The organism is uncultured Caulobacter sp. (assembly GCF_937900395.1).
GTDB lineage: Bacteria > Pseudomonadota > Alphaproteobacteria > Caulobacterales > Caulobacteraceae > Caulobacter.
The window spans coordinates 1-15,850 of the sequence record NZ_CALCDX010000152.1 but is presented as its reverse complement, the minus strand read 5'-3'; the positions used below and the strand labels follow the sequence as shown (position 1 = coordinate 15,850).

Here is a 15,850-nt window from a genome sequence, read left to right as displayed (position 1 = left end):
AGGCGCGTCGATGATCCCGGTCCGTGGTTTCGAAGGCAAGACCGTCGCGGTGTTCGGCCTGGGCCGCACCGGGCTTACGGCGGCGCGCGCCTTGATCGCGGGCGGGGCGAAGGTCGCCCTGTGGGACGAGAAGATCGCCAGTCGCGAGGCCGCGGCGGCCGAAGGCTTCCCGGTCGTCGATCTCGAAGCCGCCGACTGGCGCCAGTTCGACGCGCTGATGCTGTCGCCGGGCGTGCCGCTGACCCATCCCAAGCCGCACTGGACCGTGCAGAAGGCCAAGGCCGCCGGCGTCGAGATTCTGGGCGACATCGAGCTCTTCGCGCGCACGGTCGCCGCTGCTCCGGTCCACAAGCGCCCCAAGATCATCGCCATCACCGGCACCAACGGCAAGTCGACGACCACCGCCCTGATCGGCCACCTGTGCGCCTCGGCCGGCCGCGACACGCGGATCGGCGGCAACATCGGCCAGGGCGTCCTGGGCCTTGAGGACATGCACGGCGGCGCGGTCTATGTGCTGGAGCTGTCGTCCTACCAGCTGGACCTGACCTCCAGCCTGCACCCGGACGCCGTGGTGCTGCTGAACATCTCGCCCGACCACCTGGACCGCCACGGCGGCATGGACGGCTACATCGCCGCCAAGCGCCGGATCTTCCTGAACCAGGGCAAGGGCGACACGGCGATCATCGGGGTCGACGATCCCTGGTGCCAGCAGATCTGCACCGAGATCACCGCCGCCAACCGCCGCACCATCTGGCCGATCAGCGCCGGCAAGGCGATGGGCCGGGGCGTCTACGCCCTGCAGGGGGTGCTCTATGACGCCACCGGCGAGCGCGTGATCGAGGTCGCCGATCTCTTGCGCGCCCGCAGCCTGCCGGGCCGCCACAACTGGCAGAACGCCGCCGCCGCCTACGCCGCCGCGCGGGCGATCGGCATTCCGATGCAGGAGGCGGTTGACGGCCTGATGACCTTCCCGGGCCTGGCGCACCGGATGGAGACCGTCGGCAAGATCGGCAAGGTCCGCTTCGTCAACGACAGCAAGGCCACCAACGCCGACGCCGCCCGCCAGGCGATGTCCAGCTATCCGAAGTTCTACTGGATCGCCGGGGGCGTCGCGAAGGCCGGCGGCATCGACGACCTGAAGGATCTCTTCCCGCGCATCGCCAAGGCCTATCTGATCGGCGAGGCGGCCGAGCCGTTCTCGTGGACCCTGGCTGGCAAGGCCGAGGTCGCGATGAGCGGGACCCTGGAGCGCGCCGTCCAGCAGGCCTATGCCGACGCCGCCGCCAGCGACGAAGAGGCGATCGTCCTGCTGTCGCCGGCCTGCGCCTCGTTCGACCAGTTCAGTGATTTCGAGGCGCGGGGCGAGGCGTTCCGGGCCGCCGTCAACGGCCTGGTGGCCGGCGGCAAGGCCGCCGTGGCCTAGACGCCCATGACCGAGCCGGCGGAGACGACCCAGCCCGACCCCGCCGCAGAGACCCGTCATTGGCGGCAGGTGCTGCGCACCGCCCTGACCGAGCGCGCGTCCTTCCGCGACGCCCGACGCCAGGCCTTGCCCTGGCTGGCCTGGCTGCGCCGCCGCACGCGCTCGTCGGAACTCTGGCTGATCGCCGTCGCCACCGTCGTGGGCATGACCGCCGGCGCCCTGGCGGTGCTGCTGGAGAAGGTCGCCCACGCCACCCAGGTCTGGCTGTTCGCCTTCGATCCGAACGAACGCCTGTCGGCCCAGGCCATGATCGAGCCCTGGCGGCTCCTGGCCATCCCGCTGGGCGGACTGCTGCTGGGTCTGTTTACCGCCCTCGTCCTGCGCTTCCGGCCCAGTCCCGCCGTCGACCCCGTAGAGGCCAACGCCCTGCACGGCGGGCGGCTGTCCGTCCGCGACAGCGCCTTCATCTGCGGCCAGACCCTGATCTCCAACGGCTGCGGCGCCTCGGTGGGCCTGGAGGCCGCCTACGCCCAGGCCGGCGGGGCGGCGGCCTCCTGGGTGGGGCAGAAACTGAGCCTGCGCCGGGGCGACCTGCGCATCCTGGTCGGCGCCGGGGCCGGGGCGGCGATCGCGGCGGCGTTCGGCGCGCCGCTGACGGGCGCCTTCTACGCGTTCGAGATCGTCATCGGCGCCTACACCGTCGCCAACATCGCCCCCGTCGCGGCGGCCGCTCTGGCCGGCGTGCTGGTCGCCAAGGCGCTGGGCTCGACGCCCTATCTGATCAAGACCTCGGTCGTCGCCATCTCGTCCTGGACCGACTACCTGCTCTACGGCCTGCTGGGCTTGGTCGCGGCCCTGTTCGGCGTGGCCCTGATGCGCGCGGTGGCGGTGGCCGACCGCTGGGTCGCCAAGGCCGCGCCGCCGCGCTGGGCGCGGCCGGCGATCGGCGGCCTGGCGCTGGCGGCCATGGCGATGGTCACGCCCCAGACCCTGTCCGGCGGCCATGGCGCGCTGCACCTGGATCTCAACGGCGACCTGCCGCTGAAGATGCTGCTGATCCTGATCCTGATGAAGTCGGTGGCCTCGATCATCTCGCTGAGTTCCGGCTTCCGGGGCGGTCTGTTCTTCGCGGCCCTGTTCCTGGGCGCGCTGATGGGCCAGTCGTTCTCGGACCTCGTGAACCTCGTGGGCGGGGAGGGGCGGCTCGACCCGATCGCCGCCTCGCTGGTCGGCATGGGCGCGCTGGGCGTCGCCATTGTCGGCGGGCCCTTCACCATGTCGTTCCTGGTGCTGGAGGCCACGGGCGACTTCACCATCACCGCCGCGACCCTGGCCGCCTCGCTGATCGCCAGCGCCGTGGTCCGCGAGACCTTCGGCTATTCGTTCTCGACCTGGCGTCTGCACCTGCGCGGCGAGACGATCCGCAGCGCCCACGACGTGTCGTGGATGAGAAGCCTGACCGCCGGCAGGATGATGCGCCGCGACGTCAAGACGATCCCCGCCGCCACCACCCTGGCCGAGTTCCGCCGCCGCTTCCCGCTGGGCTCAACCAAGCGCGCCGTTCTGACCGGCGAGACCGGCCGCTACGCCGGCATTGTCGCGACGGCCGCCGTCTACGCCCAGCCGCCCGAGAGCGAGGCGCCCCTGGCCTCGCTGGCCGCCAACGCCGACATCGCCCTGACGCCCGAGCTGTCGATCAAGGCGATCATGACCGCCTTCGACGAGACCGGCGCGGATGAGCTCGCGGTGGTCGACGAAGGCGGCGAGGTGATCGGCCTGATCACCGAAGCCCACGTCACGCGGCGGTATGCGGAAGAGCTGGAGAAGGCGCGGCGTGAGCTGACGGGGGATACGGGGTAGGAGAGGCGGACTTGGGTCCTGCTGGACATCTCAAATAGACTGACCTAGCCGGCGAACGCCTGGGCCCCGATTCATCTGGAGCGGCTGGGGCCGATCCATCGCGGAGGTTCTGCTCAATCTGTAGCGGCGGATAGGCCAGGGGGCTACTCGATGAAGTTTCTCGCCATAGGCGCATTCGCCTCGGTTTTGACTGGGGCAGCGGTTGCCGCGCAGACGTCGCCACCCGCGACAATCGACGACGCGGGGGTCACTGCATGGATCAAGACGTATCTCAAGACTGACAGCTGGACGGTGATCGCGGCAGATGGCGCAGCGGTCGTTTTGGGCAGTCCCGACGGCGTTGGCCAAGCGCCCCACGGGACCATCACGGCGCAAATCCGCCACGAGTTCTACCGTCCGGTCCAATTCGGAGACCTTGCCGCGCGCTCCAATTTTCAGACGTGGAACGTGGACTGCGCCAGCCTCAGGATGCGGATCCTCGACATTACGATCTTCGAAGACAACAACCTGGCGGGCCGCTCTCAAGCGCGTAGTTCGCCAAGCGCGCAATGGACGCCGGTTGATATGGCTTCGACCAGAGGACGCACGGTCAAACGCATCTGCGAAGCGCCCACCACCGGTCAGCGGCCGGAGCGCCCCGCGGCGGTCCCGGCAATCGGCGTCACGGAGCCGACCAGGGCGCACCCCGATTTGGCTGCGGCGACGCCGTTTCGGTTCGAGGCGGTGGTCAGTTACGACGACATGGCAACCATCGTAGCGCGTACGTTCACGACCGCCTCGACACGAGGCCAGGTGCGGGCGGTTTTCGTGGAGGATGGCGGCGCGACACTTATCGTTCACCCCCGCGAGGCCGATGTTGAGAAGTACATCTACGACATCAACCTCTGCAGCTACTACGTGTGGCGTTGGAACGTATCGGCTGACTACGGTCGCGACGGCAGGCTCGCGCAGATCTACATTAACGGGACGCCGCAACTTGGAGCCGCGCTGCAGCCGGCGTTACCGAAGAAGGGGCCGTTCTACGAGATTACGCGCCCACGGCCGCAGGCCTACAAGGGCGAGAAGGCCCTCAAGGCCATCGTGGCGGACCGCGATGGCAATCTTCAGACGACCGACGACATGGAAATCCTGACCGGAGTCGGACCTACGCGCGCCGATCCACTGGACATGGGTCATGCGGTCAACGAGCCGGGCGTCGTTTGGCGCTCCATCTTCGACTTTGATGAAGCCAAGTTGGTCGCGCCTTATCCTGGGGACTGCGCGGCCGTGGACGCCAAGCTCAATGCGCAGCAAGCACGATAGCGTCCGCAATCCACTCTCAGCGGATTTATATCCTGTTCGCTTGCTCACCCCAGCGGCATGAACGCGTCCGCCTTGTCCAGCGCTGACAGGGGCGCGTCGATCGCGCAGCGCAGGCCGTCGGGCCGGTAGTCGACCTGGACCGTGCCGGCCAGCTCCCCAGGCAGCGCCGCCTCGACGATGCGCGAGCCGAAGCCTCGACGCTCGGGCGGACGGACGGCCGGACCGCCGCTTTCACGCCACTCGATGTGCAGGCGGTCTTCCGGCTCGATCGTCCAGGTGACGTCCACGTGGCCTCCCGCCGCCGACAGCGCCCCGTACTTCAGCGCGTTGATCGCCAGCTCGTGGAAGGCCAGGGCCATGACCACGGCGGTCTTGGGCGAGACCTTCAAGTCGGGGCCCGCCACGGTCAATTGGTCAGGGTTCGAACGGTACGGGATCACCGAGCCGTCGACGATCTGGCGCAGGCTGGCGGCCGACCAGTTCTGGTCCGTGAGCACATTGTGGGTGGCGGCGATCGCCATCAGCCGGCCCTCCAGCGCGTCGCGCACGGCGGTGTCGACGCCGGCGTTGCGCAGGGACTGCTTGGTGATCGACTGGATGGTGGCGAGGGTGTTCTTGACCCGGTGGTTCAGCTCGTTGACCAGCAGCTGGCGATGGCTTTCGGCCAGGCGCGCGCCGGTGATGTCGCGCGAGGTGGCCAGCACGCGCACCACCTTGCCCTCGACGACGATGGGCGAGACCGTGGTGTCCCACCAGCGCGGCGCGCCCTTGGCGGTGGGGTTGAAGGCCTGGAACGAGACCGCCCGGCCCGCCAGCGCCGCGCACAGGGCGTCTTCGACGGCCTGGCGGCTCTCGGGCGGCCACATGTCCGGCCAGTAGCGATTGCGATTGCGCCCCTCGAAATCCTCGATCTCGAGCAGCTGCTTGCCGCGGGCGTTCATGTATTCCACGTGACCATCGGCGCTGATCACGCGGATGCAGTCCTGGCTGGCCTCAATGACGCTTAGAAAGTAAGCGCCCGCGCCCTCGAGGACTGTCTCGTCAGATCCGCCGTCGGCCACAAATCGCTCCCGCTATGAGAGCATGATTACCTTCCCGTGTGGGAATTCAAGCGGAGCCTTGCGCGGGCGTCGTAGCGTGTCGTGTCAGGCGCTGTCGCTCGGCGCCTCGCCGTCGTCGGCGCGAGCCTGTTTGGCGGCGGCCTTCTCGGCGGCCTTGGCCGCCTTCTGGCGCTCGCGTTCCTTGCGCTCGAAATCGTAGTTCGGCTTGCGGGCCATCGATCAGCTCCTCGCCTTGCGCGCGGCGTAGCGGGCGTCGCGCTTGGCCTTGGCTTCGGCGGCGGAGAGGGCCTTGCGTTCCTTGCGCTCGCCACGCTTGGCCGCGAGGGCGTCGGCGGCCTGGGCGTCGGCGGCGTCGACCAGAGCCTGGGCGGCGTCGGCCACGGCCTGACGGTGCGAGGCCTTGGCGGCGGCGCGGTCCTGGCGAACCTGGTTCAGCGCGGCGGTCCTTAGGGCCGCCCGTTCCTCGAAGCGCGGATCGACGCTGGCCTCGCGCGGCTTGAACTTGGCCAGAAGCGCCGCCTTGGCGTCGGCGGCGGTTTTCTGGCGCTGGGCGTGGCCGATGTCTTGCGATGAGTACATGAAATCTTTCGTGAAAAGCGACGCGGTGGCGTCGATCGAATATCTATGGAGCGATAAAAAAATCGGCCGCGAAAATAGATAAATCGGCGCGGTTCGATTTCATAAATCTAGATATTTTGCGTGTCGATTATGGGTATCTGGCTCGACGGTGGCAATGTTTTTTGGGGGTTTATTTTTGCTTATGCGGCGTTTCGCCCTAAATACTCTCCTCGTATCGAGGAAATTGCATGGCTATGGTCAAGGTCTTGAAGGCCCCTCGAACGGGGCTCGGCGCGTTGGGGCTCTCAGGCGAGGAGCGGGCGGTATCCTTCTCGATCCTGTTCGCCGACGGCCAGAGCGCCAAGCGGGGCGGCAAGGGTAGCGTGGTGGCCGATCCCGACCTGCTGCGCCGCGCCTTCCGCGCGGGCGAGTGCAGGTTGACCCTGGATGACGGCCTCGTGCTGCGCGTGTCGGTGATCGCCCACACCGAGGGCGGCGATACCGCTTATTTCGAGTTGCGCTGAAGCCGGCGCGGGCGGAGTCTCCCGCCTATCCGCCGCTTTTCCACCGCATGACTCTGGTCAAGCAAGGTTTGATTAACCCTGCGATCCGACTCTCCGCCCCATGGCCTCCAACGCGACACACGCCTTCGCCCGCACCGACCGCACCGCGCTCGGCCTGTGGTGGTGGACGACGGACCGCTGGCTGCTGGGGGCGACGGCGATCCTGGCGACGCTGGGCATGCTGCTGTCGTTCGCGTCCAGCCCGGCCGCGGCGCAGCGGATCGGCATCGACGACCAGTTCCACTTCGCGATCCGCATGTGCTTCTTCGCCAGCGCCTCGTCGGTGCTGATGCTGCTGGTGTCGATGCTGTCGCCCAAGGGAATCCGGCGCGCGGCCTTCTTTATCTATATCGGCGCGATCGCGATCATGATCGCCCTGCCGTTCATCGGCCACAACGCCAAGGGCGCGACCCGCTGGCTGCAGTTCGGCGGCTTCACCCTGCAACCCTCCGAGTTCATGAAGCCGGCCCTGATCGTGCTGGTCTCGTGGATGTTCGCCGAGGGGCAGAAGGGCGAGGGCGTGCCGGGCGTCTCGATCGCCTTCCTGCTCTACTTCATCGCCGTGGCCCTGCTGTTGGTGCAGCCGGACGTCGGCCAGACCGTGCTGATTACCGTGGCGTTCGGCGCGGCGTTCTGGATGGCCGGCGTGCCGATCTCCTGGATCATGGGGCTGGGCGGCGTCGCGATCGCGGGCCTGTGCTCGACCTACTTCCTGTTCGACCACGTGCACGCCCGCGTGCAGAAGTTCCTCAGCCCCGACCAGGCCGACACCCACCAGATCACCCGCGCCGCCGAGGCGATCCGCGCCGGCGGCCTGTTCGGTCGGGGACCGGGCGAGGGGGTGATGAAGCGCCACGTGCCCGATCTGCACACCGACTTCATCTATTCGGTGGCCGCCGAGGAATATGGCCTGGTGTTTTCCTGGGCCCTGATCGCGCTTTTCGCCTTCGTGGTGGTGCGCGGCCTCTATAAGGCCATGAAGCTGAACGACCCCTTCGAACAGGTCGCGGCGGCCGGACTTTTCGTGCTTTTGGGTCAGCAGGCCATCATCAATATCGCGGTGAACTTGAACATGATCCCGACGAAGGGCATGACGCTCCCGTTCATCAGTTACGGGGGCTCTTCGATGCTCGCGATGGGTTTGACGCTGGGCATGGCCCTGGCCTTGGTGCGGAAGCGTCCCGGCGCTTACGGCGTGACGGGCGAGCTCGCCCCGCAGGGCGCTTACGCCTGACATGAACAAGCTGGCTGTCGTCGCCGCCGGTGGGACCGGCGGACACCTTTTCCCCGCCCAGGCCCTGGCCGAGGCGCTCGCCGCCCGCGGCTGGCGCATCGTGCTGGCCACCGACGAGCGCGGCGCGCTCTATGCGGACAAGTTCCCGGCGCAGGAGCGCCTGGCGCTCTCGGCCGCCACCGCCAAGGCCAATGACCCGCTGGGCATGGTCAAGGCCGGCGTCGTCGTGCTGCAGGGCGTGATGGAGGCCCGGGCGGCCTTCAAGCGCCTGGATCCGGCGGTCGTCGTCGGGTTCGGCGGCTATCCCGCCTTGCCCGCGCTGCTCGGCGCGCTGAGCCAGGGCCGGCGCACCGTTATTCATGAACAGAACGCGGTCCTGGGCCGGGTTAACCGCTTCCTGGCGCCCAAGGTCGACGAGGTCGCCTGCGCCTTCCCGACCCTGGAGATGGCCAAGCCGGCCGTGAAGTCCCGCGCCCATGTGGTCGGCAACCCGGTCCGCCCCCCGGTCCGCGCGCTGTACGACGTTCCGTATATGCCGCCCGAGGTGCAGCTGCGCATCCTGGTCACCGGCGGCAGCCAGGGCGCGCGCCTGCTGTCGGAGCTGATCCCCGAGGCCGTGGCCAAGCTGCCCGAGGACCTGCGCTCGCGTCTGAAGGTCTTCCAGCAGGCTCGGCCTGAGAGCATGGAGCAGGCCCGCAAGACCTATCGCAACGCCATGGTCGATTGCGAGGTCGCGCCGTTCTTCCGCGACATGGCCGGCTATCTGCGCCAGTCGCACCTGGTCATCGGCCGTTCGGGCGCCTCGACCTGCACCGAGCTGGCGGTCGCCGGCCGGCCTTCGATCCTGGTGCCGCTGAAGATCGCCGCCGACGACCACCAGCGCTTGAACGCCAAGCTCCTGGAAGAGGCGGGCGGCGCCGCCGTGTGCCTTGAGGACGAGTTGACGGTCGACGCCATGGCCGGCGCCCTGAACGCCCTGCTCAAGGATCCGGAGCGTCTGGGTCGGATGGCGGCGGGCGCCCGCTCGGTGGCCAAGCCGGACGCGGCCGAGGCGCTGGCGGATCTGGTGGAGCGGACCGCCCGCTAGAGGCGGACAAGCGCGCGCGGCGGGTAAGCCTAACGCCCCGCGCGCCGTTCACCATATTGGCAAACGATTAACCGCGATGCTTGGGCGTTCATTAGCTCTTCTCTGCGACAAACCGCGCATCAAGTTTGTTTGCCGCACACAAGGGATGGGCGCCTCTTATGAAATTCTCGATCGCGATCGCCGCGGGTCTCGCGGGTAGCTTCTTCGTGGCTCAGGCCGCTTCGGCCGCCGGTGGCTTTGAAGACCAAATGGGCCGCTGCCTGCAGCAGTTCGCCAACACCCGCGACGCGGCTCAGGTGATGCTGGAATGCAACGCCGCCGACGGCAAGCTGTCGGACTGCAAGGTCGTCGACAACAGCGCCGCCGGCAAGGGCTTCGACAAGGCCGCCATGTGCATCGCTGAAAAGCTGCCGATGGGCGCCAAGACCGGTTCGGTGAAGGTTCCGTTCCGCTTCCCGGGCGGCGCGTAAGCCTCGCTTAGGTCAGCAAGCCGACGCGTCGGCTGGACCACAAGACAGAAGAGCCCCCGCCAGGACCGCTGGCGGGGGCTTTTTCGTGTTCAGGGCCTATTCTGCTCAGGGCTCGGCGCCGGTTTCGATCAGCGGCCGGCCAAGGTCGACCGCCCGCTCGACGCTGGTCGCGACCGGGACCTTGGCGAACGGCCGCCAGCCGTCGCAGACGACCTTGGCCACGGCCTCGTCCGTGCTGCCCGCCGGCAAGGGCTGGGCCGGGCGCTGGTCGCCGGTCAGCGGGCCTTCGCGGCCCCCCGCCCGGACGCTGGAAAAGCCCGCGTGGGCGATCGTGCGGGCCTGGCAGTCGATGACCTCGTGACGCCAACCGCCCCAGAACTCTTCCGTCCCCGCCTTGAAGCCGCCTTCGGCGACCTGCAGCACGCGAAGCTTGGCTGCGCGGCCCGTCCACTGGACGCCGCCCATGTCGACAAAGGTCGCAAAGCGCCCCACGTCCGCCAGCCGAAGCTCAAGCGGCGCTGAAGGGGAGGGCGGCGCGGATGGGGTTTGAGCCATCACCGGCCCTGTCCACAAACTGAAGGCTAAGAGGGCGTTTCGCGCCGCGCGGAATTGGTCTAATCGGCTCGTCATGATCCAGCGTCGACGTCCCGTCCCCTTCGAACTCGGCCCCGTGCACTTCATCGGCATCGGCGGCATTGGCATGTCCGGCATCGCCGAGATCATGCTGCGCATCGGCTACACCGTTCAGGGCAGCGACGCCAAGGCCAGCGCCAACACCGAGCGGCTCGAAAAGCTGGGCGCGCGCATCTTCATCGGCCATGACGCCGCCCACGTCGAGGGCGCTTCGGCCATCGTCTATTCGACGGCCGTGAAGGCGGATAACCCCGAGATGGTCGCCGGCCGCGACAAGCGGCTGCCGCTGGTCCGCCGGGCCGAGATGCTGGCCGAGCTGATGCGCCTGCAGTTCTCGGTGGCCGTGGGCGGCACGCATGGCAAGACCACCACCACCTCGATGGTCGCCACCCTGCTCGACGCCGGCGGTCTGGACCCAACCGTCGTCAACGGCGGCATCATCAACGCCTATGGCACCAACGCCAAGGTCGGCGAGGGCGACTGGATCGTCGTCGAGGCCGACGAGAGCGACGGCTCGTTCCTCCGCCTGAAGTCGACGGTGGCGATCGTCACCAACATCGACGCCGAGCACCTGGACCACTGGGGCGACTTCGACGCGGTGAAGAAGGGCTTCCAGGACTTCATCCAGAACATCCCGTTCTACGGCTTCGCCGCCGTCTGCATCGACCATCCGGAAGTGCAGGCCCTGACCTCGCGGATCGAGAACCGTCGCCTGGTCACCTACGGCACGAACCCGCAAGCCGAGGTGCGGGTCTCCAACATCGAGATGGGCCCCGACGGCGCCAAGTTCGACATCGTGGTTTCGCCGCGCGACGGCGAGGTCGTCCGCTATGACGGCCTGAAGATGCCGATGGCCGGCCACCACAACGTGCTGAACGCCGCCGCCGCCGTCGCCGTGGCGCGCGAGCTGGGCGTCGACGCCGAGGCGATCCGCAAGGGCCTGGCCGGCTTTGGCGGGGTCAAGCGCCGCTTCACCACGACCGGCGTCGCCAATGGCGTCCGCGTAGTTGACGACTACGGCCACCACCCGGTCGAGATCGCCGCCGTGCTGAAGGCCGCTCGCGCGGTGTCGACCGGCAAGGTGATCGCCGTCGTCCAGCCGCACCGCTATACGCGCCTGCGCGACCTGATGACCGAGTTCTCCAGCTGCTTCAACGACGCCGACACCGTGATCGTCGCTGACGTCTATTCGGCCGGCGAACAGCCGATCGAGGGGGTCAATCGCGACGCCCTGGTGGAAGGCCTCAAGAAGTTCGGCCACCGCCGCGCCATCCCGCTGGAAAGCCCGACGGCCCTGCCGCGCCTGATCGCCGCCGAGGCGACCAGCGGCGACCTCGTCGTGCTGCTGGGCGCCGGCGACATCACCACCTGGGCCTACGCCCTGCCGGGGCAGTTGGAAGCGCTGTCGAAGTGAAGTCGACCTCGATCCCTCCCTTCTCCCCTTGCGGGAGAAGGTGGCCGCGCAGCGGCCGGATGAGGGGTCGCGTGGCGACGCCGAGAAACCCCTCATCCGTCAGCCCGCGGCTGACACCTTCTCCCGCAAGGGGAGAAGGGGAGATCTATCGATGACTTGGAAAAATCATCTCCCGACCGTCCGCGGCAAGCTGCTGATCGACGAGCCGCTGGCGCCGTTCACCTGGTTCCGGGTCGGCGGTCCAGCCGACGTCGTGTTCCTGCCCGCCGACGAGCAGGACCTGTCGGACTTCCTGAAGGCCCTGGATCCGTCCGTACCAGTGATGGCGATCGGCGTGGGGTCGAACCTGCTGGTCCGCGACGCCGGCGTCGACGGCGTGATCATCCGCCTGGGCAAGGGCTTCAACGGGGTCGAGCCGCTCGGCGATAACCGCATCAAGGCCGGTAGCGCCGTCCCCGACGCCATCCTGGCCCGCAAGGCGGCGGAAGCCGGCATCGCGGGGCTGGAGTTCTACGCCGGCATTCCCGGCACGATCGGCGGCGCGGTGATCATGAACGCCGGCTGCTACGGCTCCGAGACCGTCAATGTGGTCAAGTCGGTCCGGGTGATGGACCGCGCCGGCGTCGTCCGCGAGCTCTCGGTCGAAGACCTCCACTACACCTATCGCCACAGCGCCCTACAGGACGGCGACACCGTGATCGTGCTGGACGCGACCTTCGAAGGAACGGCCGACGCGCCCGAGGCGATCAAGGCCCGCATGGCCGAGATCACCGCCCGTCGCGAGACCACCCAGCCGATCCGCGAGAAGACCGGCGGCTCGACCTTCAAGAACCCGCCGGGGCGCTCGTCCTGGAAGCTGGTCGACGAGGCCGGATGGCGCGGCAAGCCGTTTGGCGGGGCGATGTTCAGCCCGCTGCACAGCAACTTCCTGATCAACACCGGCGAGGCGACGGCGGCGGATCTGGAGGGGCTCGGCGAGGCCGTGCGCGCCGATGTGAAAGCCAAGACGGGCGTCCAGCTGGACTGGGAAATCAAGCGGATCGGACGGCCGGGGTAGGGCGGCTTTCAGTTCCTCCCCCGCGATGCGGGGGAGGTGGCCCAGAGGGCCGGAGGGGGCGTTCTCGGCGCCGCCCAGCTCGCCCCCTCCGTCGCTCCGCGACACCTCCCCCGTGTCACGGGGGAGGAACCCAAGGAAAGAGAACCCCATGCCCAAGTCCAAGCCGCCCCGTCGCAAGCGCCCCCGCCACGCGAACAGCCATGAGCGCGGGCTGGTCGACTTCTTCGATCGTCTGGAGCGGATCACCGATCGGGCCGAGCGCGAAGCCGAGGCCCTGGCCGATCGCGTGCCGCCCGAGGAGCTGGCGCGCATGCGAGCGACCTGCGCCGAGAACCGGCGGATCTTCGCCGAGGCGCGGGCCGAGATGCTGGCGCCCAGCCGCACGCCGGTGCTGGACCGCCTGGTCGGCGAGATGCGACAGCGCGAGCGCCGGATGAACCGTTAGCGCTCCGCCCTACTCCGCCGCGGCCACGAACTCGGCCCGGACCGAGCCCATCGGCTTCAGGTCCAGGTCCTGGAACAGGCGGCTGTCCTCGTCCATGTCGGGCAGCGGGGTGGTCAAGAGCTTGCCGCCGACGAAGATCGAGTTGGCGCCGGCCATGAAGCACAGGGCCTGCAGCTCGCGGCTCATGCCCTCGCGGCCGGCCGACAGGCGGACCATCGACTTGGGGCAGACCAGGCGGGCGACGGCGATGGTGCGGACGAACTCGATCGCGTCGATCTGCCTTGAGCCGTCGGCCAGGATCTTGTCGCCCAGCGGCGTGCCGCTGACCGGCACCAGGCCGTTGATCGGCAGGCTGTCGGGATGGGCCGGCAGGGTGGCCAGCTGGTGCAGCAGGCCCGCGCGGTCGCGGCGCGTCTCGCCCATGCCGACGATGCCGCCGCAGCAGGTGCTCATGCCGGCGTCGCGGACGTGGGCCAGGGTGTCGAGCCGCTCCTGGTAGGTGCGGGTGGTGACGACGTCCTTGTAGTAGTCTGGGCCGGTGTCGAGGTTGTGGTTGTAGTAGTCGAGGCCGGCGGCCTTCAGGGCCTTGGCCTGGTCGGCGGTCAGCATGCCCAGGGTGGCGCAGGTCTCCATGCCCAGGGCCTTCACCTCGGCGATCATGGTGGCGAGCTTGGGCAGGTCGCGGTCCTTCAGCTCGCGCCAGGCCGCGCCCATGCAGAAGCGCTGGGCGCCGCCGTCGCGGGCGGCGCGGGCCTTGGCGACGACGTCGTCGGCCTCCATCAGCTTCTCGGCCTTGAGGCCGGTCTTGAAGTGGGCGGACTGGCTGCAATAGCCGCAGTTTTCGGCGCAGCCGCCGGTCTTGACCGACAGCAGCTGCGAGAGCTGGATTTCGGAGGGATCGAACCAGGCGCGGTGGACGTTGGCGGCTTGGTGGACCAGGTCCATGAAGGGCAGGTCGAAGAGGGCCTCGACCTCGGCCAGGGTCCAGTCGTGACGGGGCGCGTTGATCTTGCTCATGGCGCGCACGTTTGGACCGGCGCCATGGTGTTTGCAAGGCCTTGCCAAGGCGCGTGTTCGTCACCATAGCGCTACGGGGCTCGGCGTCGTCGGCGCCCGCGCGCGGGAGTGGATCAGGTCATGGATCGCGAGATCGAGCTGAAGTTCCTGCTGCCGCCCGAGGCCGCTGGCCTGGCCTTGGCCGAGCTGAAGGCCGTGCAGGCGGGCGAGGGCGCGGTGCGCCAGCTGGACGCCACCTATTTCGACACCCCCGACCACGCCCTGCGCCGCGCCGGCTACGGCCTGCGGGTGCGCGACGGCGAAGGCGGCCGCAAGCAGACCCTGAAGTCGGCCTCGGCGGGCGGGGTCTTCTCGCGCGGCGAATGGGAGACGGTGGTCGAGGGCCCGGAGCCCGACCGCGACGCCCTGGCCCTGACGCCCGCCGCCGCGATGCTGGAGGACCGACCGCTGGCGCCGGTCTTCACGACCCATGTCGAGCGCGTGGTGCGGCTGATCCAGGTCGGCGACGCGATCATCGAGACCGCTCTGGATCGGGGCGAGCTCAGCGCCGCCGATCGGCGCGCGCCGGTCTGCGAGCTGGAGCTGGAATTGAAGGCCGGACCGCCGCGGGCGCTCTTCGACCTGGCCCGCACCCTGGCCGACCGCGTGCCGCTGCGCCTGTCGCTGGTCAGCAAGGCCGAGCGCGGCTACGGCCTCGCCGCCGGCGAGGACGGCCTGCCCCCGCGCCGGCATGCGGCGGGCTTGAGCGGCAAGGCGACCGTCAGCGAGGCGCTGCAGGCCTTGGGCCGCGCCGATCTCGGCCACCTCTGCGCCGCCCTGGAGGCGCTGCGCGAGCGCCCCGAGGCGGAAGCCGTGCACCAGGCCCGGGTCGCCACGCGGCGGCTGCGGGCCCTGCTGAAGATCTTCAAGCCCCTGGCCCGCGATGAGGCGGCCCACCGGCTGGACGAGGCGCTCTCGTGGCTGGCCGGCGAGTTCGACAACGCCCGCGACCTCGACGTCTTCGTCGGCGAGGTCTGGCGCGACGCCGCGCCGGGCGCGGAATTCACCGGCAAGGACGCCTTCGAGCGCGGCCTGAAGGCGGTCCACGCCAACGCCTATCTGCGGATGGAGGCGGCGCTGGAAAGCCCGCGCGCCCGCGCCGTGCTGCTGGAAGCGGCCGCCTGGCTCGAGGCCGGCGACTGGACGACGGATCCGGCCCTGGCCGAGGTCCGCGACGGCTCCGCCAAGACCTACGCCGCCGAGGTGCTCAAGCATCGCCGCAAGGCGGTGAAGAAACGCGCAAAGCGCTTCGACGACCTCGACGCCCACGCCCGCCACCGACTGCGCCTGAAGGGCAAGACTTTGCGCTACGCCGCCGAGGACCTCGCGCCGCTGTTTCCGGACCATGCCGAGCGCGCCGACCGCTTCGTGAAGGCCGCCAAGGCCGCGCAGGATACGCTGGGCGCGCTGAACGATCGCTCGGTCCGCGAGGGCCTCGTCGATCTCGCGGCCCACGGCGACGCCGACCTCGCCAGCGCGGCGCAACGGGTGGTGCTGGGCGATGAGGAAGACGACCTGATCGCCGCCGCTCGCGAAGCCCTGAAGGACCTCGTCGACGCCAAGACGTTCTGGTGAGCCGGAGATCCGGAAACGAAAAAAGCCGCCCGAAGGCGGCTTCTTGTCGATCTAGACCCTTGGGTGCGGGGACAGGATTTGAACCTGTGACCTTCAGGTTATGAGCCTGACG

The 15,850-nt window shown here is 69.0% G+C and carries 16 protein-coding genes; 11 read left to right on the top strand and 5 right to left on the bottom strand.

Annotated elements, in window-relative coordinates; genetic code table 11:
* Positions 1-10: 10 nt before the first annotated feature.
* The 3 genes from murD to Q0379_RS12700 all read left to right on the top strand — a co-directional run bounded on the left by murD (position 11) and on the right by Q0379_RS12700 (position 4,585).
* Complete coding sequence (murD, locus tag Q0379_RS12710; RefSeq protein WP_299009168.1) at positions 11-1,423, top strand: UDP-N-acetylmuramoyl-L-alanine--D-glutamate ligase; 1,413 nt, start codon at positions 11-13, stop codon at positions 1,421-1,423.
* Between the two features lie 6 nt (positions 1,424-1,429).
* Complete coding sequence (locus tag Q0379_RS12705; RefSeq protein WP_299009164.1) at positions 1,430-3,283, top strand: chloride channel protein; 1,854 nt, start codon at positions 1,430-1,432, stop codon at positions 3,281-3,283.
* A gap of 150 nt (positions 3,284-3,433) precedes the next feature.
* A complete protein-coding gene (locus Q0379_RS12700) occupies positions 3,434-4,585 on the top strand; it encodes a surface-adhesin E family protein (protein ID WP_299009161.1) in 1,152 nt (383 codons plus the stop codon).
* A 44-nt stretch (positions 4,586-4,629) separates the two neighbouring features.
* Here the strand turns inward: Q0379_RS12700 and Q0379_RS12695 are convergent, their stop codons facing one another.
* From Q0379_RS12695 to Q0379_RS12685, 3 genes are all read right to left on the bottom strand, one after another.
* Entirely contained in the window at positions 4,630-5,646 is a 1,017-nt protein-coding gene (locus Q0379_RS12695; RefSeq protein WP_299009156.1) for an HWE histidine kinase domain-containing protein, read from the bottom strand.
* Between the two features lie 84 nt (positions 5,647-5,730).
* Positions 5,731-5,862, bottom strand: a complete 132-nt coding sequence (locus Q0379_RS12690; RefSeq protein WP_299009153.1) for a hypothetical protein — start codon at positions 5,860-5,862, stop codon at positions 5,731-5,733.
* A 3-nt stretch (positions 5,863-5,865) separates the two neighbouring features.
* Complete coding sequence (locus Q0379_RS12685; protein WP_299009150.1) at positions 5,866-6,225, bottom strand: DUF6481 family protein; 360 nt, start codon at positions 6,223-6,225, stop codon at positions 5,866-5,868.
* A 227-nt stretch (positions 6,226-6,452) separates the two neighbouring features.
* On the opposite strand from Q0379_RS12685, the gene Q0379_RS12680 reads away from it, so the two are divergent.
* The 4 genes from Q0379_RS12680 (at position 6,453) to Q0379_RS12665 (ending at position 9,558) form a co-directional block, all read left to right on the top strand.
* Complete coding sequence (locus Q0379_RS12680) at positions 6,453-6,728, top strand: hypothetical protein (RefSeq protein WP_299009147.1); 276 nt, start codon at positions 6,453-6,455, stop codon at positions 6,726-6,728.
* 100 nt (positions 6,729-6,828) lie between these two features.
* A complete protein-coding gene (ftsW, locus tag Q0379_RS12675; RefSeq protein WP_299009144.1) occupies positions 6,829-8,001 on the top strand; it encodes a putative lipid II flippase FtsW in 1,173 nt (390 codons plus the stop codon).
* A 1-nt stretch (position 8,002) separates the two neighbouring features.
* Positions 8,003-9,088: an undecaprenyldiphospho-muramoylpentapeptide beta-N-acetylglucosaminyltransferase gene (murG, locus tag Q0379_RS12670; RefSeq protein ID WP_299009141.1), complete on the top strand. Its 1,086-nt coding sequence runs from the start codon at positions 8,003-8,005 to the stop codon at positions 9,086-9,088.
* Positions 9,089-9,246: 158 nt separating this feature from the next.
* Positions 9,247-9,558 (top strand): hypothetical protein, encoded by a 312-nt coding sequence (locus Q0379_RS12665; protein ID WP_099538549.1) that lies wholly within the window; start codon positions 9,247-9,249, stop codon positions 9,556-9,558.
* Positions 9,559-9,663: 105 nt separating this feature from the next.
* On the opposite strand, the gene Q0379_RS12660 is transcribed toward Q0379_RS12665, so the two are convergent.
* The gene (locus tag Q0379_RS12660; RefSeq protein WP_299009136.1) at positions 9,664-10,188 is read right to left on the bottom strand and encodes a hypothetical protein; all 525 of its coding nucleotides are present in this window, start codon (positions 10,186-10,188) and stop codon (positions 9,664-9,666) included.
* Here Q0379_RS12660 and murC point away from each other — a divergent pair.
* The 3 genes from murC (at position 10,187) to Q0379_RS12645 (ending at position 13,107) form a co-directional block, all read left to right on the top strand.
* Positions 10,187-11,605, top strand: coding sequence for a UDP-N-acetylmuramate--L-alanine ligase (murC, locus tag Q0379_RS12655; RefSeq protein WP_299009133.1), 1,419 nt, complete (start codon positions 10,187-10,189; stop codon positions 11,603-11,605). The two genes, Q0379_RS12660 and murC, sit on opposite strands and share 2 nt — an antisense overlap.
* Before the next feature lie 151 nt (positions 11,606-11,756).
* A complete protein-coding gene (gene murB, locus Q0379_RS12650) occupies positions 11,757-12,662 on the top strand; it encodes a UDP-N-acetylmuramate dehydrogenase (RefSeq protein WP_299009130.1) in 906 nt (301 codons plus the stop codon).
* 148 nt (positions 12,663-12,810) lie between these two features.
* Positions 12,811-13,107: a hypothetical protein gene (locus tag Q0379_RS12645; RefSeq protein ID WP_299009128.1), complete on the top strand. Its 297-nt coding sequence runs from the start codon at positions 12,811-12,813 to the stop codon at positions 13,105-13,107.
* 9 nt (positions 13,108-13,116) lie between these two features.
* Here the strand turns inward: Q0379_RS12645 and bioB are convergent, their stop codons facing one another.
* Positions 13,117-14,124: a biotin synthase BioB gene (gene bioB / locus Q0379_RS12640; RefSeq protein WP_299009125.1), complete on the bottom strand. Its 1,008-nt coding sequence runs from the start codon at positions 14,122-14,124 to the stop codon at positions 13,117-13,119.
* 120 nt (positions 14,125-14,244) lie between these two features.
* Between bioB and Q0379_RS12635 the strand changes: the two genes are divergently transcribed.
* Positions 14,245-15,738, top strand: a complete 1,494-nt coding sequence (locus Q0379_RS12635) for an inorganic triphosphatase (protein WP_299009122.1) — start codon at positions 14,245-14,247, stop codon at positions 15,736-15,738.
* Positions 15,739-15,850: the final 112 nt, after the last annotated feature.

What these genes read in the sequence shown, in the direction of transcription:
- murD (WP_299009168.1), top strand. Translation starts at nt 11, where the DNA reads ATGATCCCGGTCCGTGGTTTCGAAGGCAAGACCGTCGCGGTGTTCGGC.
- Q0379_RS12705 (WP_299009164.1), top strand. Translation starts at nt 1,430, where the DNA reads ATGACCGAGCCGGCGGAGACGACCCAGCCCGACCCCGCCGCAGAGACC.
- Q0379_RS12700 (WP_299009161.1), top strand. Translation starts at nt 3,434, where the DNA reads ATGAAGTTTCTCGCCATAGGCGCATTCGCCTCGGTTTTGACTGGGGCA.
- Q0379_RS12690 (WP_299009153.1), bottom strand. Translation starts at nt 5,862, where the DNA reads ATGGCCCGCAAGCCGAACTACGATTTCGAGCGCAAGGAACGCGAGCGC.
- Q0379_RS12685 (WP_299009150.1), bottom strand. Translation starts at nt 6,225, where the DNA reads ATGTACTCATCGCAAGACATCGGCCACGCCCAGCGCCAGAAAACCGCC.
- Q0379_RS12680 (WP_299009147.1), top strand. Translation starts at nt 6,453, where the DNA reads ATGGCTATGGTCAAGGTCTTGAAGGCCCCTCGAACGGGGCTCGGCGCG.
- ftsW (WP_299009144.1), top strand. Translation starts at nt 6,829, where the DNA reads ATGGCCTCCAACGCGACACACGCCTTCGCCCGCACCGACCGCACCGCG.
- murG (WP_299009141.1), top strand. Translation starts at nt 8,003, where the DNA reads ATGAACAAGCTGGCTGTCGTCGCCGCCGGTGGGACCGGCGGACACCTT.
- Q0379_RS12665 (WP_099538549.1), top strand. Translation starts at nt 9,247, where the DNA reads ATGAAATTCTCGATCGCGATCGCCGCGGGTCTCGCGGGTAGCTTCTTC.
- murC (WP_299009133.1), top strand. Translation starts at nt 10,187, where the DNA reads ATGATCCAGCGTCGACGTCCCGTCCCCTTCGAACTCGGCCCCGTGCAC.
- Q0379_RS12660 (WP_299009136.1), bottom strand. Translation starts at nt 10,188, where the DNA reads ATGACGAGCCGATTAGACCAATTCCGCGCGGCGCGAAACGCCCTCTTA.
- murB (WP_299009130.1), top strand. Translation starts at nt 11,757, where the DNA reads ATGACTTGGAAAAATCATCTCCCGACCGTCCGCGGCAAGCTGCTGATC.
- Q0379_RS12645 (WP_299009128.1), top strand. Translation starts at nt 12,811, where the DNA reads ATGCCCAAGTCCAAGCCGCCCCGTCGCAAGCGCCCCCGCCACGCGAAC.
- bioB (WP_299009125.1), bottom strand. Translation starts at nt 14,124, where the DNA reads ATGAGCAAGATCAACGCGCCCCGTCACGACTGGACCCTGGCCGAGGTC.
- Q0379_RS12635 (WP_299009122.1), top strand. Translation starts at nt 14,245, where the DNA reads ATGGATCGCGAGATCGAGCTGAAGTTCCTGCTGCCGCCCGAGGCCGCT.